General features: G+C 66.0%; 20 protein-coding genes. 1 reads left to right on the forward strand and 19 read right to left on the reverse strand.

Features of this window, described 5'->3' with window-relative positions; genetic code table 11:
- Positions 1-67: 67 nt before the first annotated feature.
- The 17 genes from rpsQ to NNW99_RS14295 all read right to left on the reverse strand — a co-directional run bounded on the left by rpsQ (position 68) and on the right by NNW99_RS14295 (position 13,771).
- Positions 68-355 carry a 30S ribosomal protein S17 gene (rpsQ, locus tag NNW99_RS14215; RefSeq protein ID WP_003992363.1) on the reverse strand — a complete coding sequence of 96 codons (288 nt, stop codon included), beginning with the start codon at positions 353-355 and terminating at the stop codon, positions 68-70.
- On the reverse strand, positions 355-579 hold the full coding sequence (gene rpmC, locus NNW99_RS14220) for a 50S ribosomal protein L29 (protein WP_010036720.1): 225 nt from the start codon (positions 577-579) through the stop codon (positions 355-357). The genes rpsQ and rpmC overlap by 1 nt, the downstream gene beginning before the upstream one ends.
- Positions 579-998, reverse strand: a complete 420-nt coding sequence (rplP, locus tag NNW99_RS14225; RefSeq protein ID WP_003992362.1) for a 50S ribosomal protein L16 — start codon at positions 996-998, stop codon at positions 579-581. Before rplP ends, rpmC begins: the two co-directional genes overlap by 1 nt.
- 5 nt (positions 999-1,003) lie before the next feature.
- Positions 1,004-1,828 carry a 30S ribosomal protein S3 gene (rpsC, locus tag NNW99_RS14230; RefSeq protein WP_184591448.1) on the reverse strand — a complete coding sequence of 275 codons (825 nt, stop codon included), beginning with the start codon at positions 1,826-1,828 and terminating at the stop codon, positions 1,004-1,006.
- Entirely contained in the window at positions 1,828-2,175 is a 348-nt protein-coding gene (rplV, locus tag NNW99_RS14235) for a 50S ribosomal protein L22 (protein WP_030839668.1), read from the reverse strand. The genes rpsC and rplV overlap by 1 nt, the downstream gene beginning before the upstream one ends.
- 42 nt (positions 2,176-2,217) lie before the next feature.
- Positions 2,218-2,499, reverse strand: coding sequence for a 30S ribosomal protein S19 (rpsS, locus tag NNW99_RS14240; RefSeq protein WP_003992359.1), 282 nt, complete (start codon positions 2,497-2,499; stop codon positions 2,218-2,220).
- A gap of 12 nt (positions 2,500-2,511) precedes the next feature.
- Positions 2,512-3,348, reverse strand: a complete 837-nt coding sequence (rplB, locus tag NNW99_RS14245; RefSeq protein ID WP_031141294.1) for a 50S ribosomal protein L2 — start codon at positions 3,346-3,348, stop codon at positions 2,512-2,514.
- Positions 3,349-3,388: 40 nt separating this feature from the next.
- Positions 3,389-3,808, reverse strand: coding sequence for a 50S ribosomal protein L23 (rplW, locus tag NNW99_RS14250; protein ID WP_031105224.1), 420 nt, complete (start codon positions 3,806-3,808; stop codon positions 3,389-3,391).
- The gene (rplD, locus tag NNW99_RS14255) at positions 3,808-4,464 is read right to left on the reverse strand and encodes a 50S ribosomal protein L4 (RefSeq protein WP_189728748.1); all 657 of its coding nucleotides are present in this window, start codon (positions 4,462-4,464) and stop codon (positions 3,808-3,810) included. The genes rplW and rplD overlap by 1 nt, the downstream gene beginning before the upstream one ends.
- Before the next feature lie 7 nt (positions 4,465-4,471).
- A complete protein-coding gene (rplC, locus tag NNW99_RS14260; RefSeq protein ID WP_215119440.1) occupies positions 4,472-5,116 on the reverse strand; it encodes a 50S ribosomal protein L3 in 645 nt (214 codons plus the stop codon).
- 17 nt (positions 5,117-5,133) lie between these two features.
- Positions 5,134-5,442 (reverse strand): 30S ribosomal protein S10, encoded by a 309-nt coding sequence (gene rpsJ, locus NNW99_RS14265; protein ID WP_003948644.1) that lies wholly within the window; start codon positions 5,440-5,442, stop codon positions 5,134-5,136.
- Between the two features lie 415 nt (positions 5,443-5,857).
- Positions 5,858-6,811, reverse strand: coding sequence for an SUKH-3 domain-containing protein (locus NNW99_RS14270; protein ID WP_215119445.1), 954 nt, complete (start codon positions 6,809-6,811; stop codon positions 5,858-5,860).
- A 54-nt stretch (positions 6,812-6,865) separates the two neighbouring features.
- The gene (locus NNW99_RS14275) at positions 6,866-7,351 is read right to left on the reverse strand and encodes a hypothetical protein (protein ID WP_251057791.1); all 486 of its coding nucleotides are present in this window, start codon (positions 7,349-7,351) and stop codon (positions 6,866-6,868) included.
- Positions 7,320-11,852 (reverse strand): DUF6531 domain-containing protein, encoded by a 4,533-nt coding sequence (locus NNW99_RS14280; protein WP_215119446.1) that lies wholly within the window; start codon positions 11,850-11,852, stop codon positions 7,320-7,322. Before NNW99_RS14280 ends, NNW99_RS14275 begins: the two co-directional genes overlap by 32 nt.
- A gap of 135 nt (positions 11,853-11,987) precedes the next feature.
- Positions 11,988-12,530, reverse strand: coding sequence for a barstar family protein (locus NNW99_RS14285; protein WP_215119449.1), 543 nt, complete (start codon positions 12,528-12,530; stop codon positions 11,988-11,990).
- Positions 12,531-12,536: 6 nt separating this feature from the next.
- On the reverse strand, positions 12,537-13,187 hold the full coding sequence (locus tag NNW99_RS14290; RefSeq protein WP_215119450.1) for a hypothetical protein: 651 nt from the start codon (positions 13,185-13,187) through the stop codon (positions 12,537-12,539).
- A 62-nt stretch (positions 13,188-13,249) separates the two neighbouring features.
- Positions 13,250-13,771 (reverse strand): hypothetical protein, encoded by a 522-nt coding sequence (locus tag NNW99_RS14295; protein WP_251057793.1) that lies wholly within the window; start codon positions 13,769-13,771, stop codon positions 13,250-13,252.
- A 142-nt stretch (positions 13,772-13,913) separates the two neighbouring features.
- Here NNW99_RS14295 and NNW99_RS14300 point away from each other — a divergent pair, with 142 nt between their 5' ends.
- On the forward strand, positions 13,914-15,302 hold the full coding sequence (locus NNW99_RS14300) for a S41 family peptidase (RefSeq protein WP_215119452.1): 1,389 nt from the start codon (positions 13,914-13,916) through the stop codon (positions 15,300-15,302).
- A 318-nt stretch (positions 15,303-15,620) separates the two neighbouring features.
- Here NNW99_RS14300 and NNW99_RS14305 read toward each other — a convergent pair whose 3' ends face one another.
- Positions 15,621-15,842: a DUF397 domain-containing protein gene (locus NNW99_RS14305; RefSeq protein ID WP_215119454.1), complete on the reverse strand. Its 222-nt coding sequence runs from the start codon at positions 15,840-15,842 to the stop codon at positions 15,621-15,623.
- Positions 15,839-16,717 (reverse strand): helix-turn-helix transcriptional regulator, encoded by an 879-nt coding sequence (locus NNW99_RS14310; RefSeq protein WP_255986501.1) that lies wholly within the window; start codon positions 16,715-16,717, stop codon positions 15,839-15,841. The genes NNW99_RS14305 and NNW99_RS14310 overlap by 4 nt, the downstream gene beginning before the upstream one ends.
- Between the last annotated feature and the right edge of the window lie 28 nt (positions 16,718-16,745).

Here is a 16,745-nt window from a genome sequence, read left to right on the forward strand (position 1 = left end):
TCCTCTTGCGAGGTCGGCCCCTGCCGAGCCTGGCGGAACTATTCCTAGGGGGTCCCCCTAGGAGGGATTACTTGGCCTTCTCGAGGATCTCGACGACGCGCCAGCGCTTCGTCGCGGACAGCGGCCGGGTCTCCATGAGGAGGACACGGTCGCCGACACCCGCGGCGTTCTGCTCGTCGTGCGCCTTGAGCTTGTTGGTACGGCGGATGACCTTGCCGTACAGCGCGTGCTTGACGCGGTCCTCGACGGCGACGACGACGGTCTTGTCCATCTTGTCGCTGACGACGAGACCCTCGCGGGTCTTGCGGAAGCCGCGGGCCTCTGCAGTCTGCTCAGTCACGTTGCTCTCACTCATCAGGCGCTCTCCACCGTCTCGATGCCCAGCTCGCGCTCACGCATCAGGGTGTAGATCCGCGCGATGTCCTTACGGACGGCCTTCAGCCGGCCGTGGTTCTCGAGCTGACCCGTCGCCGCCTGGAAGCGGAGGTTGAACAGCTCTTCCTTGGCCTCGCGGAGCTTGTTGAGCAGCTCCTCGTTGCCCAGCTCGCGCAGCTCGGACGCCTTGGTACCGGCCGACATCACGCTTCACCTGCCTCGCGCTTGACGATCTTGCACTTCATCGGCAGCTTGTGAGCCGCACGGGTCAGGGCCTCGCGCGCGATCTTCTCGTTGGGGTACGACAGCTCGAACATCACGCGTCCGGGCTTGACGTTGGCGATCCACCACTCCGGAGAACCCTTACCGGAACCCATGCGGGTCTCGGCGGGCTTCTTCGTGAGGGGACGGTCCGGGTAGATGTTGATCCAGACCTTGCCGCCACGCTTGATGTGACGGGTCATGGCGATACGAGCTGCCTCGATCTGCCGGTTCGTCACGTAAGCCGGGGTCAGGGCCTGAATGCCGTACTCGCCGAACGCAACCTGCGTGCCACCCTTGGACATGCCGTTGCGCTTGGGGTGGTGCTGCTTGCGGTGCTTGACCCTACGGGGGATCAGCATGTCGGTCAGGCCTCCGTTCCGGTGCTCTCAGCCGGAGCGGCGGACGCGGGAGCCTCGGCCTTGGGGGCCTCGGCGCCGGCAGCCTGCTGCGGCTTGCGACCGCGCCGCTCGCCACCGCGGCCACCACGGGCCGGGCGGTCGGCACCGCCGCGGGCCGGGCGGTTACCCGCACGGGCAGCAGCGTTCTCGGCGCGGACCTCGGCGATGTTCTTGACGTCGCCCTTGTAGATCCAGACCTTCACACCGATGCGGCCGAAGGTCGTCTTGGCCTCGAAGAAGCCGTAGTCCACGTTCGCGCGGAGGGTGTGCAGGGGCACACGGCCCTCGCGGTAGAACTCCGAGCGGGACATCTCGGCGCCACCGAGGCGGCCACCGCACTGGATCTTGATGCCCTTGGCGCCGGCCTTCATCGTGCCCTGCATGCTCTTGCGCATGGCGCGACGGAAGGAGACGCGGGAGGAGAGCTGCTCGGCGACGGCCTGGGCAACCAGCTGAGCGTCGGTCTCGGGGCTCTTGACCTCGAGGATGTTCAGCTGGACCTGCTTGCCCGTGAGCTTCTCGAGGTCACCGCGGATGCGGTCGGCCTCGGCGCCACGGCGGCCGATGACGATGCCGGGACGCGCGGTGTGGATGTCCACACGCACACGGTCACGGGTGCGCTCGATCTCCACCTTCGAGATGCCGGCGCGCTCCATGCCGGACGTCATCATCCGACGGATGGCGACGTCTTCCTTGACGTAGTCCTTGTACAGCTTGTCGGCGTACCAACGCGACTTGAAGTCGGTCGTGACACCGAGCCGGAACCCGTGCGGGTTTACCTTCTGGCCCATTACCGGGTTCCTTCCTTGCTGCTGACGACCACGGTGATGTGGCTGGTCCGCTTGCGGATCCGGTAGGCACGGCCCTGGGCGCGCGGACGGAACCGCTTCAGGGTCGGGCCCTCGTCGACGTAGGCCTCGGAGACGAAGAGGCTGTCGACATCGGTGTGGTCGTAGTTGTGCGCGGCGTTGGCAATGGCGCTGTCCAGCACCTTGCCGACCGGCTGGCTCGCGGCCTGCGGGGCGAAACGCAGGACCGCCTGAGCCTCCGTGGCGTTCAGGCCACGGATGAGGTCCACCACGCGGCGGGCCTTCATGGGCGTGACGCGGATGTACCGCGCCTGGGCCCTGGCTTCCATGGTTGTCCTTCCAGTGTCTGTCATGGTCATTCCACCCCGCGCTTAGCGGCGCTTCGACTTCCGGTCGTCCTTGACGTGACCCCGGAAGGTGCGCGTCGGCGAGAACTCGCCGAGCTTGTGGCCGACCATCGACTCGGTGACAAACACCGGAATGTGGGTCTTGCCGTTGTGCACCGCGAGCGTGTGGCCGAGCATGGCCGGCACGATCATGGAGCGACGGGACCAGGTCTTGATGACGTTCTTGGTGCCGGCTTCGTTCTGTGCGTCCACCTTCTTGATCAGGTGGTCGTCGACGAAGGGCCCCTTCTTCAAGCTACGAGGCATCTCAACCCGTCCTTAGCGCTTCTTGTTCGTCTTGCGGCGGCGGACGATGTACTTGTTCGACGCCTTCTTGGGCGAACGAGTACGGCCTTCCTTCTTGCCCCAGGGGGACACCGGGTGACGACCACCCGAGGTACGGCCTTCGCCACCACCGTGCGGGTGGTCCACCGGGTTCATGACCACACCACGCACGGTCGGGCGAACGCCCAGCCAGCGCTTACGGCCCGCCTTACCCCAGTTGATGTTGCTCTGCTCGGCGTTGCCCACCTCGCCGACCGTGGCGCGGCAGCGCTGGTCGACCAGGCGGATCTCACCGGACGGCATGCGGAGGTGGGCCATCGAGCCCTCCTTCGCGAGCAGCTGCACCGAGGCGCCGGCGGAGCGGGCGAACTTCGCACCGCCGCCGGGACGCAGCTCGATGGCGTGCAGCGTCGTACCGACCGGGATGTTGCGCAGGGCAAGGTTGTTGCCCGGCTTGATGTCGGCCCCGGGACCGTTCTCGACGCGGTCGCCCTGGCTCAGGCCACGCGGCGCGAGGATGTAGCGCTTCTCGCCGTCCGCGTAGTGCAGGAGCGCGATGCGCGCGGTGCGGTTGGGGTCGTACTCGATGTGCGCGACCTTCGCCGGCACGCCGTCCTTGTCGTGACGACGGAAGTCGATCACGCGGTAGGCGCGCTTGTGGCCACCGCCCTGGTGGCGGACGGTCACACGACCGGAGTTGTTACGGCCACCCTTGCTGTGCAGGGGGCGGACCAACGACTTCTCCGGCGTGGACCGCGTGACCTCGACGAAGTCGGCGACGCTGGAGCCGCGACGGCCCGGCGTAGTCGGCTTGTACTTGCGGATTCCCATTTCTCAGTCCTCGTCCGATATCGGACGATCCGGACCGCCCTCAGGCGGTCGGACCGCCGAAGATGTCGATACGGTCGCCCTCAGCGAGGGTCACGATCGCGCGCTTGGTGGACGCGCGCTGGCCGAAGCCGGTGCGGGTCCGCTTGCGCTTGCCCTGGCGGTTGATCGTGTTGACCCCGGTGACCTTGACCGAGAAGACCGCCTGGACGGCCTGCTTGATCTGGGTCTTGTTGGCGCTCGGGTCGACGACGAACGTGTACTTGCCCTCGTCGAGGAGCGCGTAGCTCTTCTCCGAGACAACCGGCTTGAGCAGCACGTCACGGGGGTCCGTGAAGGACTTGCTCAGCGGGGTCTCGACGGTGTTCTTGCCCTCGGCGGCGTGGCGGCGCGCCTTGGCGACGCGCGCGGCCTTGGCCTTCTTCGCCGCCTTGGAGGCAATGGCGGGGTGACGGATAGCCATCAGGCCTCGCTCCCTTCGGTGTCATTGGCCTTCGGGCCGGACACGAAGGACTCGAAGGCGGCCTGGGTGAAGACCACGTCGTCCGAGACGAGAACGTCGTACGTGTTCAGCTGGCCCGGCTCCAGGATGTGGACCTGGGGCAGGTTACGGGCGGACAGCCACGCGGCCTCATCGGCGCGGTCGACGACCAGGAGCAGGTTCTTGCGCTCCGAGATCTTGCCGAACAGCGACTTGGCGGCCTTCGTCGACGGGTTCTCACCCTCGATGACGCCGGAGACGACGTGGATGCGGTTGTGGCGGGCCCGGTCGGTGAGGGCGTGACGCAGAGCGGCAGCCTTCATCTTCTTCGGGGTCCGCTGCGAGTAGTCGCGCGGCACGGGACCGTGCACGACGCCACCACCGGCGAACTGCGGCGCGCGGGTCGAGCCCTGACGGGCGCGACCGGTGCCCTTCTGGCGGTACGGCTTCTTGCCGCCACCACGGACTTCACCGCGACGCTTGGTCTTGTGCGTGCCCTGGCGGGCAGCGGCGTTCTGCGCGACGACGACCTGGTGGATCAGCGGGATGCTGATCTTCTCCACGCCGAAGATCTCCGCGGGGAGCTCGACGCTACCGGTCTTCTCGCCTGCAGGCGAAAGGATGTCAACAGTGCTCATCGGTACCTCAGGCCCCCTTGGCCGCGGTGCGGACCAGGACGAGGCCGCCGTTCGGACCGGGAACCGCGCCCTTGATGAGCAGCAGACCCTTCTCCGCGTCAACGGCGTGGACGGTCAGGTTCTGGGTGGTGACCCGCTCGTTGCCCATGCGACCCGCCATGCGGAGGCCCTTGAACACGCGGCCCGGGGTGGCGCAGCCACCGATGGAACCGGGGGAGCGGTGCTTGCGCTGGGTGCCGTGTCCGGCGCCGAGGCCACGGAAGTTGTGACGCTTCATGACACCGGCGAAGCCCTTGCCCTTGCTCTTGCCGGTCACGTCGACCTTGAGGCCGGCCTCGAACACCTCGGCGGTGATCTCCTGGCCGAGGGTGTACTCGCTGGCGTCAGCGGTACGGATCTCGACGAGGTGGCGGCGGGGAGTGACGTCGGCCTTGGCGAAGTGGCCCTTGAGGGGCTTGTTCACCTTGCGCGGGTCGATCTCGCCGAACGCGATCTGGACGGACTCGTAGCCGTCGACGTCGTTCGTGCGGACCTGGGTGACGACGTTGGGGCCGGCCTTGACGACGGTGACCGGAACAACACGGTTGTTCGCGTCCCACACCTGCGTCATGCCGAGCTTCTCGCCCAGGATGCCCTTGATCTGCTTAGCCATTCTCAGATCACCGGCCTTCAGAGCTTGATCTCGATGTCGACACCGGCCGGGAGGTCGAGTCGCATCAGAGAGTCAACGGTCTTGGGGGTCGGGTCGAGAATGTCGATCAGGCGCTTGTGCGTGCGCATCTCGAAGTGCTCGCGCGAGTCCTTGTACTTGTGCGGCGACTTGATGACGCAGTACACGTTCTTCTCAGTGGGCAGCGGCACCGGGCCCGCGACCGACGCACCAGTGCGGGTCACCGTCTCGACGATCTTCTTCGCCGAGGAGTCGATGACCTCGTGGTCGTAGGCCTTGAGCCGGATGCGGATCTTCTGTCCCGCCATGGCTACTCAGTAGTCCTGTCTCTCGTAACGCTCTGGAACCCGGCGGATTCCTTCTGCTGCCTTCGTTCCTCCGACCCACGCGGTCGGGCGTGTCGCACTCTCGCTGACATGGATGCCCCTTGTTCGAACATCCCTGCGGGATTGCACACGGCCCTGCCGGAACCGCGAGCCGGGGGCGAAAGGCCCACCGGGTGCCTGGCCGGCGCCGCACTGACACTTCCCGAAAGATTCCCGTACGTCCGCCTCAGCGCTGCCGTATGGCAGTTGGGGCGACGAGTACTGTGGGACTCGCTTCCGGTCCTCCCGGCGGGAGGCGCGCAGCATCAACACTCGACCGAGCAACTCGGACAGTCTGCCATAGGGGGCGGGGGCTGCGCCAATCGAGCCGAGGAGAATACCCCGGGGGTGACGGAGGTCAAACCCCGGTGAGTCTCTGCAGCGCCTCGTCGAGTGTGGGAGCCAACAGCCAGACGCTGTCCATGCCGGCATAGAGCGAGCCGTCCTCCGCCATGGCCAGGTGCTGGTTCCCGCGGTCGCGCATACCGATGGGGTACAGATCGACGCCGGCCTGCTCGGCGAGGTCGTCGATGATCTCCCCGTCCCAGATCGCCGGCAGCGGGTCCAGCGAGAACTGCGTCCACGGCATCGAGCCCCTGGGCTTCCGGTAGGGCACTCCGACGGCTCCGAACTCCGCCAGAAAGCGCCGTGCCGCGCCGTGGATCCCGAACTCGCCAGTCTGCAAAAGGATGCTCTCCCAGGTCTCCGTGGGAACCGCCCGGCCCGGGAACCAACCGCCGGCCCGCAGCACCCGGTCCGTCTCCAGGGGCCAGCGCTGCCCGGCGTCCGTACCGGTCTCGACAGTGTCGAGCCGCGTCCAGAAGGAGTGCCCGGCCGCCGGCGCGCCGGGTGTCCAGAGGGCAGACCGCGCCGCCTGCGCCGCCACCAGGCGGTCCAGCGCCTGGTCGGTGGACGTGGCCAGCGGCTCCACGCGGTCCCTCAGGAGATGGAGCGCCCCGTTCTCGGTGATGCCCAGGAAGCTGGCACCCTCATCCGCCATGCCGATGGGATAGAGGGACTCCCCCGCTTCCCGGCTCGCCCTGGCGAATCGCTCGTCCTGCCATTGGGCCCCGAGCGGGTCGAACCGGATGGCCGACGAGGTGGCGATCGAATCGGCGGGCCAGCCGTACGTCACGAGACCGCCGAACTCGGAGAGGAAGCGACGCGCGGCCTCATGGGCCACGAAGGACCCACGCTCGCGCAGGATCGACTCCCAGGTGTCCGTCGGCACGAAACGGCCGGGTCGCCAACCCGCGCGTCGCAGGACCTCTTCGGTCTGCGGGGACCAATCACGTGCCTGATCGGTACTCACTTACATCACCACCCGAACGCCCAGTGCCCCAAACATGTTCGCAGAGCGTGCACCTCAGGAGGACTCCACCGTACGGAGAAACTCTCTGACTTCATCGGCAGTCGTCTGCCATTCAGAGATCTCATGCCCATCTTCGTCAACCGTGGATCGCGGTTCCACAAAGCGCCAGGGCTCATCAGGAACGAATTCCTCTTCGAGTTCCCCAAGGAATATAATCGAGTTCTGAACGTAGACAATATCCCCTGACTTGTAGAGGGGCCAACAGAAAATGAAGTTACTAGTCTCCGGGTTCGTGATGGATGAAATGAGGCACGATGCGGCATCACCACCGAGCTCTAGAGCCTTCAAAGACCGGACCCAACTGGCGCGATATTGTTCTACCTTCCAATAGGTTAGGTCCATCGGAAAATCCTCTACGAAATCCCGCACCGTGATACGGCCAATGGCACCACTTCCGACTTCACCCTCTGCCTGCGAGGGAACGGACACCACCTGAATGGAGAAGGCGTCACTTCTTGATGTAGTTGAGGTCTGCGTCATACGTGCCAACCCTCTGCCCCTTCTTGTTGAACATCTTCCACCCGTCAGAGACGTTGTGGCCGTCCACGTCCGGCGTAATGTAGTTCTTCCCGTTGAAGAAGACTTCTTGCCCGTGGGAATGAAAGGGGGCCTTCTGAGGCGAGATTCTTCTCCTGTACCCGAGCTCAGCAGCTCGATCCGCCGGAGTCGCGGCGTAGAGTTCCTCGTTTTCGGCCCGCCGCTTCTGGACCATATCCGGGTGGTAGGGGTCCTTCTCCAGCGCCGGAGATGACGTGTAGCCCTCCGGAAGAATTTCTTCTTCCTTGCATGGAGTCAGACCGAGTGGATCGGCCCAGGTATGAGGATTGTGGACATAGGTGACGGGATTCGGGGAAGGGGCGAGGCCAAGCGGATCGGGGGTGAGATATCGAGCGGTTTCCGGGTCGTAGTGGCGAAAGTGATTGTAGTGGAGACCAGTTTCGGGGTCGTGGTATTGACCCGGATATCGGAGCGGAGTGTAGGCGACAGCTCCACGGTTCCAAGCAGTGCAACCCCACAGAGTTGTACGCGTGCGCCAGGCTATTTCGCCCTGTTCGTCGAGGAGTTCGGTAGGAGTACCGACGAGATCAGTGACGATGGCGTAGAAGCGACGGTCGACCTCCAGCTGTGTCGTATCGGCATCGACGGTCGTCTTGCGTTCGGTCTGCGTCAGCGGGCGCAGGCCGTCGTGGTCCCACGTGAGCGTGATCGCTTCATCATCACCGGCAGAGAGACTGGTCTGCTCGCACAGAGTGTTTCCGTCCCAGGTGAAGTTCACTTGTTCGGCTACGAGCCCACCAGTCGCGGACAGGCGTTGCTTCGCTATGCGCCGGCCGAGCGGATCGTATAGGTATCGCCAGCGCGTGCCGTCAGGAGTGACAACGGACGTAAGCCGGTCCTCGGCGTCCCAGGTGTAGCGCCAGGTGTCCGGCTTGCGGGAGAGACGGGTCTTCTGACGTAGTGCGATACGCCCCGCATCATCGTGCTCATAGCGAATCCCCCCTGCGCGGTGGATGCGTGTGCCAACGTAGCTACGCGGGCCGATGGCTTCCTGGCCCGGCATCCCCGTAGGCCACGACGCTCGGGTCTGATTGCCTGCCGCGTCATACGCGTAGGACTCGGTCCACCCGGCGGCACGAACACCAGTGACCCTGCCGACAGCATCCAAGTCGAAGTGACGAGTTCCGCTCAGCTGATCGGTAGTGCCGACGAGGTACCCATCAGCGCGGTAGGTGTAGGTACGGCTTTGAACACGAGAGTCGTCCAAGCCGACAAGTTCCTGTCGGGTCAGACGGCCCATGGAGTCAAAGCCTTGTTCGAGCCTGAGGTTTTCGCCTATACGGCGAGACAGTTCCCGGCCCGCTGCGTCGTGCGTGAAACTCAGGAACCGACCGGAAGTCGCTAGGCCGGAGCGGTTACCTACGGCATCGTACGACCAATTGCTCACCGCACCAGACGGTGTGGTACGGCCCGTACGACGCCCCGCCGCGTCGTAGGTGTACCTCGTTGTCCGGTAATTGACGGTTTCCGCAGTCACCCGCCTCTCTCGGTCCCGTTCCAGGGTGAGTACCGCGTCAGGACCGCAGGCCTCGACCAGATCGCCTGCCTCGTCATACGCGTAGGTGGTTACTGTGCCCGCAAGGTCCTTCGACACCGCGCGTCCGAGCACATCTCGCTCGTAACGGATCGTCTGGCCAGAAGGGGTCGTCCAGACCGCCAGCCCGCCGGCCGCGTCATGGGCGTAGGTGTGCGTACGGCCGTCGAAGTCGGTCTCTGCCATCAGGCGACCGCTGTGGTCGTACTGATACGTCCACTGCATGCCGAGCGGATCGGTGACCTTGCTGAGCCGGAGTTCTGAGTCGTGCTCGAAGCTGTATCGCGTGCCGTCCGGTGCCGTACGGGCGGTCAGTAGATCAAAGTGCGTGTACTCACAGGTGGTCACACCGCCAATGGCATCGGTATAGGTAGTGCAGTTTCCTTCTCCGTCGTACGTCCACGACTCGGTGCTACCGTCTGGTGCCACTCGACGGGAGATCCTTCCTTCAACCGTCCAGTCCAGGTGCGTCGTAGCTCCCACCGGATCAGTCACCTTGGCAGGGCGCCCGAAACCGTCCCTCTCATATCGGGTAATGCCACCTGCCGGATCCGTGACCTTGATCGGCAGGCCAGCCCCGTCGCACTCGACCACCGCGGTGCTGCCGAGCGGATCCGTGATCGCAGTCCGCCGACCGTAGTCATCGTAGGAGAATCGACTAAGCGCCGATTCCGGAGTGAGTGTCGTGAGGTGGTTTCCTCGATCGTCATAGGTGTAGCACCAGCGGGCGCCACCGGGCTCCACGACTTCGACCGGTTGGCCGAAACTGTTGTAGCCCATGACCGTACGTGCGCCGTCGGCGTGCTGGACGACAAGGAGGTTTCCGTCCTCGTCCCACGTAAAACCCGTCGTATGGCCCAGCGCATCAGTCCGAGCGCGCAACTGGTTGTGATCGTCGAAAGTATGGCGGGTGACGTAACCCAGTGGGTCGACCTCTCCGACGACCAAGCACGCGTCGTTGATGGCAAAGCTGGAGGTGGAGCCATCAGCCGGGGAAACCTTGGTGATACGACAGTCGGGCCAGGCGGAATCGATACCGTCGTAGGTGAAGGTATTGGCAAGGTGCCCGGCCTCGCCGCCCTGCTCCACGCAGCGATCCTGGTAGTCGTAGGCGTAGTGGTAGCGAGACTGGTTCGTGTCCTCCCACGACGTGATGCGAAGGCGTTCGTCATAAGTGAACTGCGTCGGCTGGCCAGAGGAGTCGATTATCTGGGCGAGATTGCCATCGGCGTAGCCATAGCGCTTGATCGTGAGATCCGAACCCGAGCCGTCTTCGGCGGCGGCGACCAGCTGCAGGGCAGTGACACGGTGCTCCTCGACAGTGAGCGCTAGGCAGTAGCCGCCCGAGTGACGAATCCCAATGGGTACACCCTCGGAGTCGTAATCGAACGTGATCGTGTTGCCATTGCGGTCAACTATCCGCTCCAGCAACGCCAACCCGTCAGCAGGCGAAGAAAAATGACGGCTGTGGCCCGTACTCGGGTCAGTGATCTGGTAACCGCCTTGGTCCGTGCCCACCAGCGGCCAGCGCGGGCCCGAACCTGGCAGCACCGTGTCCCCCGCCCCTTCCGGATGCGGATACGTGAGCAGCATGCCGTCCTCGGTGACGAACACGATTCCATGTTCATCGACCTCCAGGCGTTGATCAATAGTGGAGGCCCAACCGGGACCGAACCACCAGCCGCTGTGGTAGCCCGAGGACACGTGACGCTTGAAGGCGAGGGGGAGCGTTCCAGGCAACGTGATGTCGGTCTGCTCCATGAACATGTAGCCAGTTGCCGGATCGACCGGGTCACCGCAACGCTTGAACAAGGACTTGACCCGGTCGTACGCGCCCTTCGCGCCGTCCGCGACAACCGCCCGGCCGTTCTTGGCGAGGCCCCTTACAGCGTTGGCCACCCCTTTCAGGCGCATCGCCTTGACGCCCTTGAGGCCCTTGGCCAGGCCGCCGAGCGTGGTCAGGCCCTTCATGCCGGGTATGCAGTCCAGGGCCGCCAGGCCCACGTCCCATAGGGACGCCTGTCCCTTGGAATATTTGTAGAGCGAGTCGGCCAGCACCACGAGCCCCGCGATCAGCACGATCGCGCCCAGGATCGGACCGCCGATGATCATCGCCACGATGCCGACGACCGCGACGACGACCTTGCAGACCGCGACGATGGTGTCCCAGTTGTCGGTGAACCAGTCGCCGACCTCCTCCCACCACGAGCGGTTCTGAATGCCCGCGTCCGAGGCCTCGTCGATCTTCGACTTCGCCTCACGGGCCGCCTCGTCGCGCATTGTGCGGGCGTCCGCGGCCATCTTCTTCGCCGCCGCCAGGGCATCCTGGGCGTCGGAGACGTCCGACTGGGCCTTGGACTGGGCCGACTTGGCGTGCTGGACATCGCGGGTGGCGGCGCGGACCTTCGCCTCGTCCGGCTTGTCCGCGTCCGACTTGCTGCCGGTGGGGTCGTCCTTGTACTTGTCCGCCTCCTTGCCGGCCCGGGTGACCCAGGAATCGGCAGAGGTCAGCTTCGACTGGGCCGAGGAGAGGTTGTCGCGCGCCTCACGGCCCTTGACCAGCGCCTTGTCGGCCAGGGACTGGGCCCGCTCCAGCTTCGGCCAGAAGTCCGAGAGCGCGTCACCGCACATCTCGTACGACCTCTTCAGCTTCTTGAGGTTCTTCGGGACATCCGCGAAGTCCTCCTTGAACACGTCCGCGGACTTGCCCGCCCACTCCAGGAGCGTGCCCTCACCCGCCATACCCTTGACCAGACGCAGCGCGTCGGAGACATCGTCGGCGAAGTCGTGCAACTGCTTCGCAAGCGAGCGCACCCTCTGCGGACCACCCGGCGTCGGGTCCTTGTCCAAGTCCAGGACGTGCCAGTCCGCCGGCCTGTGCCCCGCCATACCGCAACCCCCGTCACGCGCACATCAACGTCAACAACCGTATGCACACGTAAACTTACAAGGCACAACCGTTCGACGGAAACACGAGCCCCCACATCACGGACGATGTCCGCGCACGGCCCGCTCCACGCGACTTCAGTGCCACCTCTGGGGGTTGAGAGCGGCAGCGACGAAGGAGTCGCCGGTGGTGACGGTGAGGTCAGGTTGTTCGATGCACAGCGCCACCTTTTCGCGATCGAACTGACGGAACTCGAACACGAAGTGTTCGGCGATCGCAGGACGGTCCAAGGGGAGCCCATCGAGATCCACCGCCGCATTCGCACGGTCGGCGCCCTGACAAAGGACTGACACGAACAGGGGGAAGAAGTCCGCCTCCACCAGTCGATCCGTGCCATGGATCAGACCCGCGATCCCGACTCCGCCCGTCACCGCACCGCACAGGTCGTCCAGGCAGTCCACCACAGAGTCCCAGTTCCTCCCGAAGTAGCCGGGGAACTGCAGCACCTCAGCGAACGAGCGGTAGATCCGCTCCTCGGTGATCAGGTCGCGGGAGTCGAAGTGGTGGACGCGTCCTCCCTTCGCCACCAGCCCTGACAGCTGCCCACGAATGCTGGTATCTCCTCGCGAAACGAAGATGACCCAAGGCTTCGAAGTCCCCGTGATGTCAACACCGGTCATGTCTCATCAGGCCTCCGTGAACCGGAACGTAGACGTGATCGCGTCGAAGATGTCGAAGAACGAGTCCGCGAGGTCGAGCACCTGGCTGCTGCCGGCGACCAGGGCCACCTTGCCCTCCTGACCGGGCACGGGGATGTAGGTCTGCATCAGCACAGCCCGGATCGTGCGGTTGAGGGCGTCGCCGGGTACGGCGATGTCCTCGATGCCGTGGGTGCGGGCGGCCGGGCCGACCCCCGGGATGTCGACCGTCGTCACCTTGCGCCAGGAGTCGCCTTCCCGCTTGGCCTCCTTGACGGCGAGCTGGCTCGCGATGACAGAGGGGTCGTTCGAGAGGGGCTCGCCCCGCTCGTTGCGGCCGCCGACCAGGGAGACGGTCACCGAGCCGGTTATCGGGGTGTCGCCGCCGAAGTTCTCTGCCATGCAGCCGCAGTACAGCGCGCCCGACTTCCAGGCATCGGCAGCGGCCTTCTGGAGGAAGTCGACGTAGGTGCCGCGGTACTGCTCCAGCTCCGGCCGCTGCTCCACACGTTCGCTCACCATCCGGCGGATCGAGTCGTCCCGCGACTCCGGCCGTACGTCGAACTCCCACCACGTCTCCGGCACCTTGATCCGGAAACCGCCCCGCTCGACGGTCAGTGTCTCCATGTAGCGGGCCATGACGCCGGCCTCCCCGTTCGCACGATCACTCGGTCATTCGTTCCCGTGCGCACATCGTGCCACTACTCCTCCAGCGTCCAGAACGGTGAGTCCTTCGGCGGGGCGGGGCGTACGGGGTGTGTGCTGAAGTCGATGTCCGCGTCCGCGTCCGGGTCGCCGATCGGAAGACGGTGCCGGTCATCCGGGCCGTAGTACACCCCGTACGCCCAGTACTCGGGCAGTTCGTGGCCCAGGAGTCCCACACCCCAGCTGACCGACTCCCGCGTCCCGTACACCGCGTTGATCCTCGCGACCGCCTCCGCACGGGAGATACCGATGTGCTCCACCAGTACGTCCGCCATCTCGCGGAAGTACGCCAGCATCTCCTCGTCGAGCGCCAGCACGAACTCCGTGCCCGTCGTGCCGGCCGTGTCGCACGCTCCGAAGGAGACGAGCCAGCGCAGGCGCCTGATCTCCGCCACGAGCAGCGGCACCGTCTCCCTGGCGGTGGCGGCCAAGACCGGATCCGGAGTCGAGGCCACGCACAGCTCCTCGATGGCGTCCAGGTCGAGGTGGTCATCGCGAGGCGCCGGTTCTGAAGTCATGCTCCAGTGTCACGGCACGACAGCTGTCGACTAGCGGAAGCGGGGGCTGCCCCCACCCCCGTCCACCAGCCCGCCGGATGGCCCGCCCCCGCTCCCCCGGGCACCGTAGGAGATACACGACCACGCAACGGGGGAACCGATCATGCGAACCGTCACAGCCACCGTCCTCGCCCTGGCCCTCGCCGCGGCAGGGGCAGCGCCCGTCGCCGCCGGCTCCGGCAGGCCCGGCATCGACGGTGTCTGGCGCATGGACGGCTACGGCACCGTCCTCTCCCTCGACGGCGACACCCTTCAGGAGTTCCAGACGACGTCCGTCAGCTGTATCGAGGGCGAGGCCGCGCGGCGCACCGGCCCTGGCGCGTACACGACCGACGACGGCACCGTACTGGCCGTCCGCCCCGGGCCGGGCCGGGACCGTGCCAGCCTCGGTACGGACAGTTCCGTCGGCCATCGCGCGCTCCGGCGGATCAAGGAACTGCCCGCCGACTGCACCCGCCCCATGCCCAAGGACCCCCGCACCTCCTTCGACGTCTTCTGGCACTCCTTCGCCGAGAACTACCCCTTCTTCGCCGCGAAGGGCATCGACTGGCGGGACGTGCGGGACCGGTATCGGGCCAAGGTGCACAAGGACACCAGCCGCAAGGAGCTCTTCGGGATCTTCAGTGACATGGTGCGGCCTCTCTACGACGCCCATGTCGCCGTCGAAGACGGGGACAACGTCTTCGCCCAGGTCCGCCCGGGCACCGAGGTGCCCACGGAGGAGTTGGACACCAAGGTCAAGAAGTTCGTCGTCGAACGCGATCTCAAGGGCGCCCCGTACCGCCAGGACTTCGCGAACGGCCGCATCACCTACGCCGACCTGCCCGGCCGCGCCGACCAGGGCTATCTCCGTATCTCCGGGTTCGCCGGCTACACCTCCGAGGACGCCCCGTACGCCGCCCACGTCGCCGCACTCGACAAGGCCCTGGACACCGTCCTCACCAAGGACCGCACCCAGCGGCTCAAAGGCCTGATCATCGACCTGCGCATCAACGGCGGCGGCTCCGACGCCCTCGGTATTCGGATCGCCGAGCGGCTGACGGACACGCCCTACGTCGCCTACGCCAAGCGTGCCCGGAACCATCCGAGCGACCCGGACCGGCACACCCGGCCCGAGCCGATCCGGGTCGTACCGGCGGACGGGCCCCGTTACACCGGGCCCATCGCCGTGCTGACCTCAGGCTCCACTGTCAGCGCCGGTGAGACCTTCACCCAGGCCCTGATCGACCGGCCGGGCCACACCGTCCGCATCGGCCGGTCCACCCAGGGCGTCTTCTCCGACGTCCTGGAACGCGACCTGCCCAACGGCATGACCGCGGTCCTCCCCAACGAGGAGTTCCTGAACCGGTCGGGCCGGACCTACGACGGCCCCGGCATCCCGCCCCACCTCTCCGAGCCGGTGTTCACGAAGGAGGAGTTCGAGGAGAAGAGGGACTCCGCGTTCGACCGGGCTGTCTCTGAGCTGCGGGGTCGGGCTTCAGCGGGGCGTTGACCAGGACGCTGTCGGGCCGCCCGCTTCTTTGCCAGTGTCGTGCTTCCACGACCCGCCTCAAGGGCGCTTCGCGTCGGCTCCGCCGATCGGCCTTCGCCCGACCCTTGACCCGGGCCGCGGAAGCACGTGAGAGAAGCGAGCGAGCGGCCCTGAAACGCGGGTGGCCCAGGTCCCTTGGCCCCAACGGTTGCCTGCGATGCCGCTCGGGGTGACGGGCGCGGTCGCGTTTCGCATGCACGCCGGGTGGTTCGGCGGCAGTAGGGGGGAAGGGTGGGGAGTGGAGCGGTTGGGTCATTGGTCGGCCGTGACTGCCGGGGGCTAGTGGCCGGAAGGCTCCAGTTGCGCCAACTTGGCGGCTCCCGACACAAATCCCGCCCACGCGGTGAGGGAGAGTGCCAGCCGGGGACCGTGGTCCTGCTTCGAGTCGCGGACGTGGATGGTGTGGGGGGCTATCGCGACCTCGATACAGGAGTTGCCGTCGGGGCCGTCGCTGTAACTGCTCTTGAACCAGACCAGTTCGGCGGAAGGCTTGCGGATCATGTTTCTCCCAGCACTTGCTCGATGAAGGCCAGCGACTCCTCCGGCGTAAGAGCCTGCGCCCGGATGGTGCCATACCGCAGCTCAAGGATCCGCAGGTGCTTCGGATCGGATGTCGGTCGGCCGCTGAACGCGCCGTCAGAGCGCCCCACTGCCGAGCCATCGGCGAACTTCAGCACCTCGATCCTGCCGTCCAGCCCTGGATGGGCTCCCGAGCTCATCCGCATCACCTGAAGCGAGACGTTGCGCAATCGGGCCACCCCCAGCAGGTGTTCGAGCTGCTGACGCCACATCATTGTGCCTCCAACCCGTCGGCGCAGCGTGGCCTCTTCCAGGACGAAGCTGAGCGATGGCGCTGGGGAGCGCTCGAAGATCGACTTCCTGGCCATACGCGCGGCGACCAGGTGCTCCACCTCCTCCTCCGAGTACGGCGGCTGCCACGCCTCGAACAAGGCCCGCGCATGCTCCGGCGTCTGCAGCAGCCCATGGATGCTCAGCCCGACATACACACCCAGCTCAGCCGCCTTGGCCTCCAACTGCGCCAAGGCCCGCACGCTCCGGGGATACCGAACCCTCTTCACGTCCTCCCAGGTCGCCGCAATCAACCCACCCGCCCCCAGCACCTCATCCGCCCTGACCAGATAGTCCTGCCGAGGGATCCGCTTCCCGCCCTCGATCTTGTAGACCATGTCCTCGCCGTACCCCACGGCCGTCCCGAACTCGCCGGCGCGCATCCCCACCGCCTCCCGCCGCAGCTTCAGCTGCCGTCCGACGGTCGCGATGACGGCGACGCCCCACTCGTCGTCGGGGTCCACCTCCCAACCCGGCTCGTCCGCCTCGCCCTTGAGCCGCCCCGAGTCCGCCTCGACCGCCGTCATCCCGCACCCTTCCGCCGTCGTACGAACA

It is taken from the genome of Streptomyces sp. CRCS-T-1, assembly GCF_024442335.1.
GTDB classification, from domain to species: Bacteria; Actinomycetota; Actinomycetes; order Streptomycetales; family Streptomycetaceae; genus Streptomyces; species Streptomyces koelreuteriae.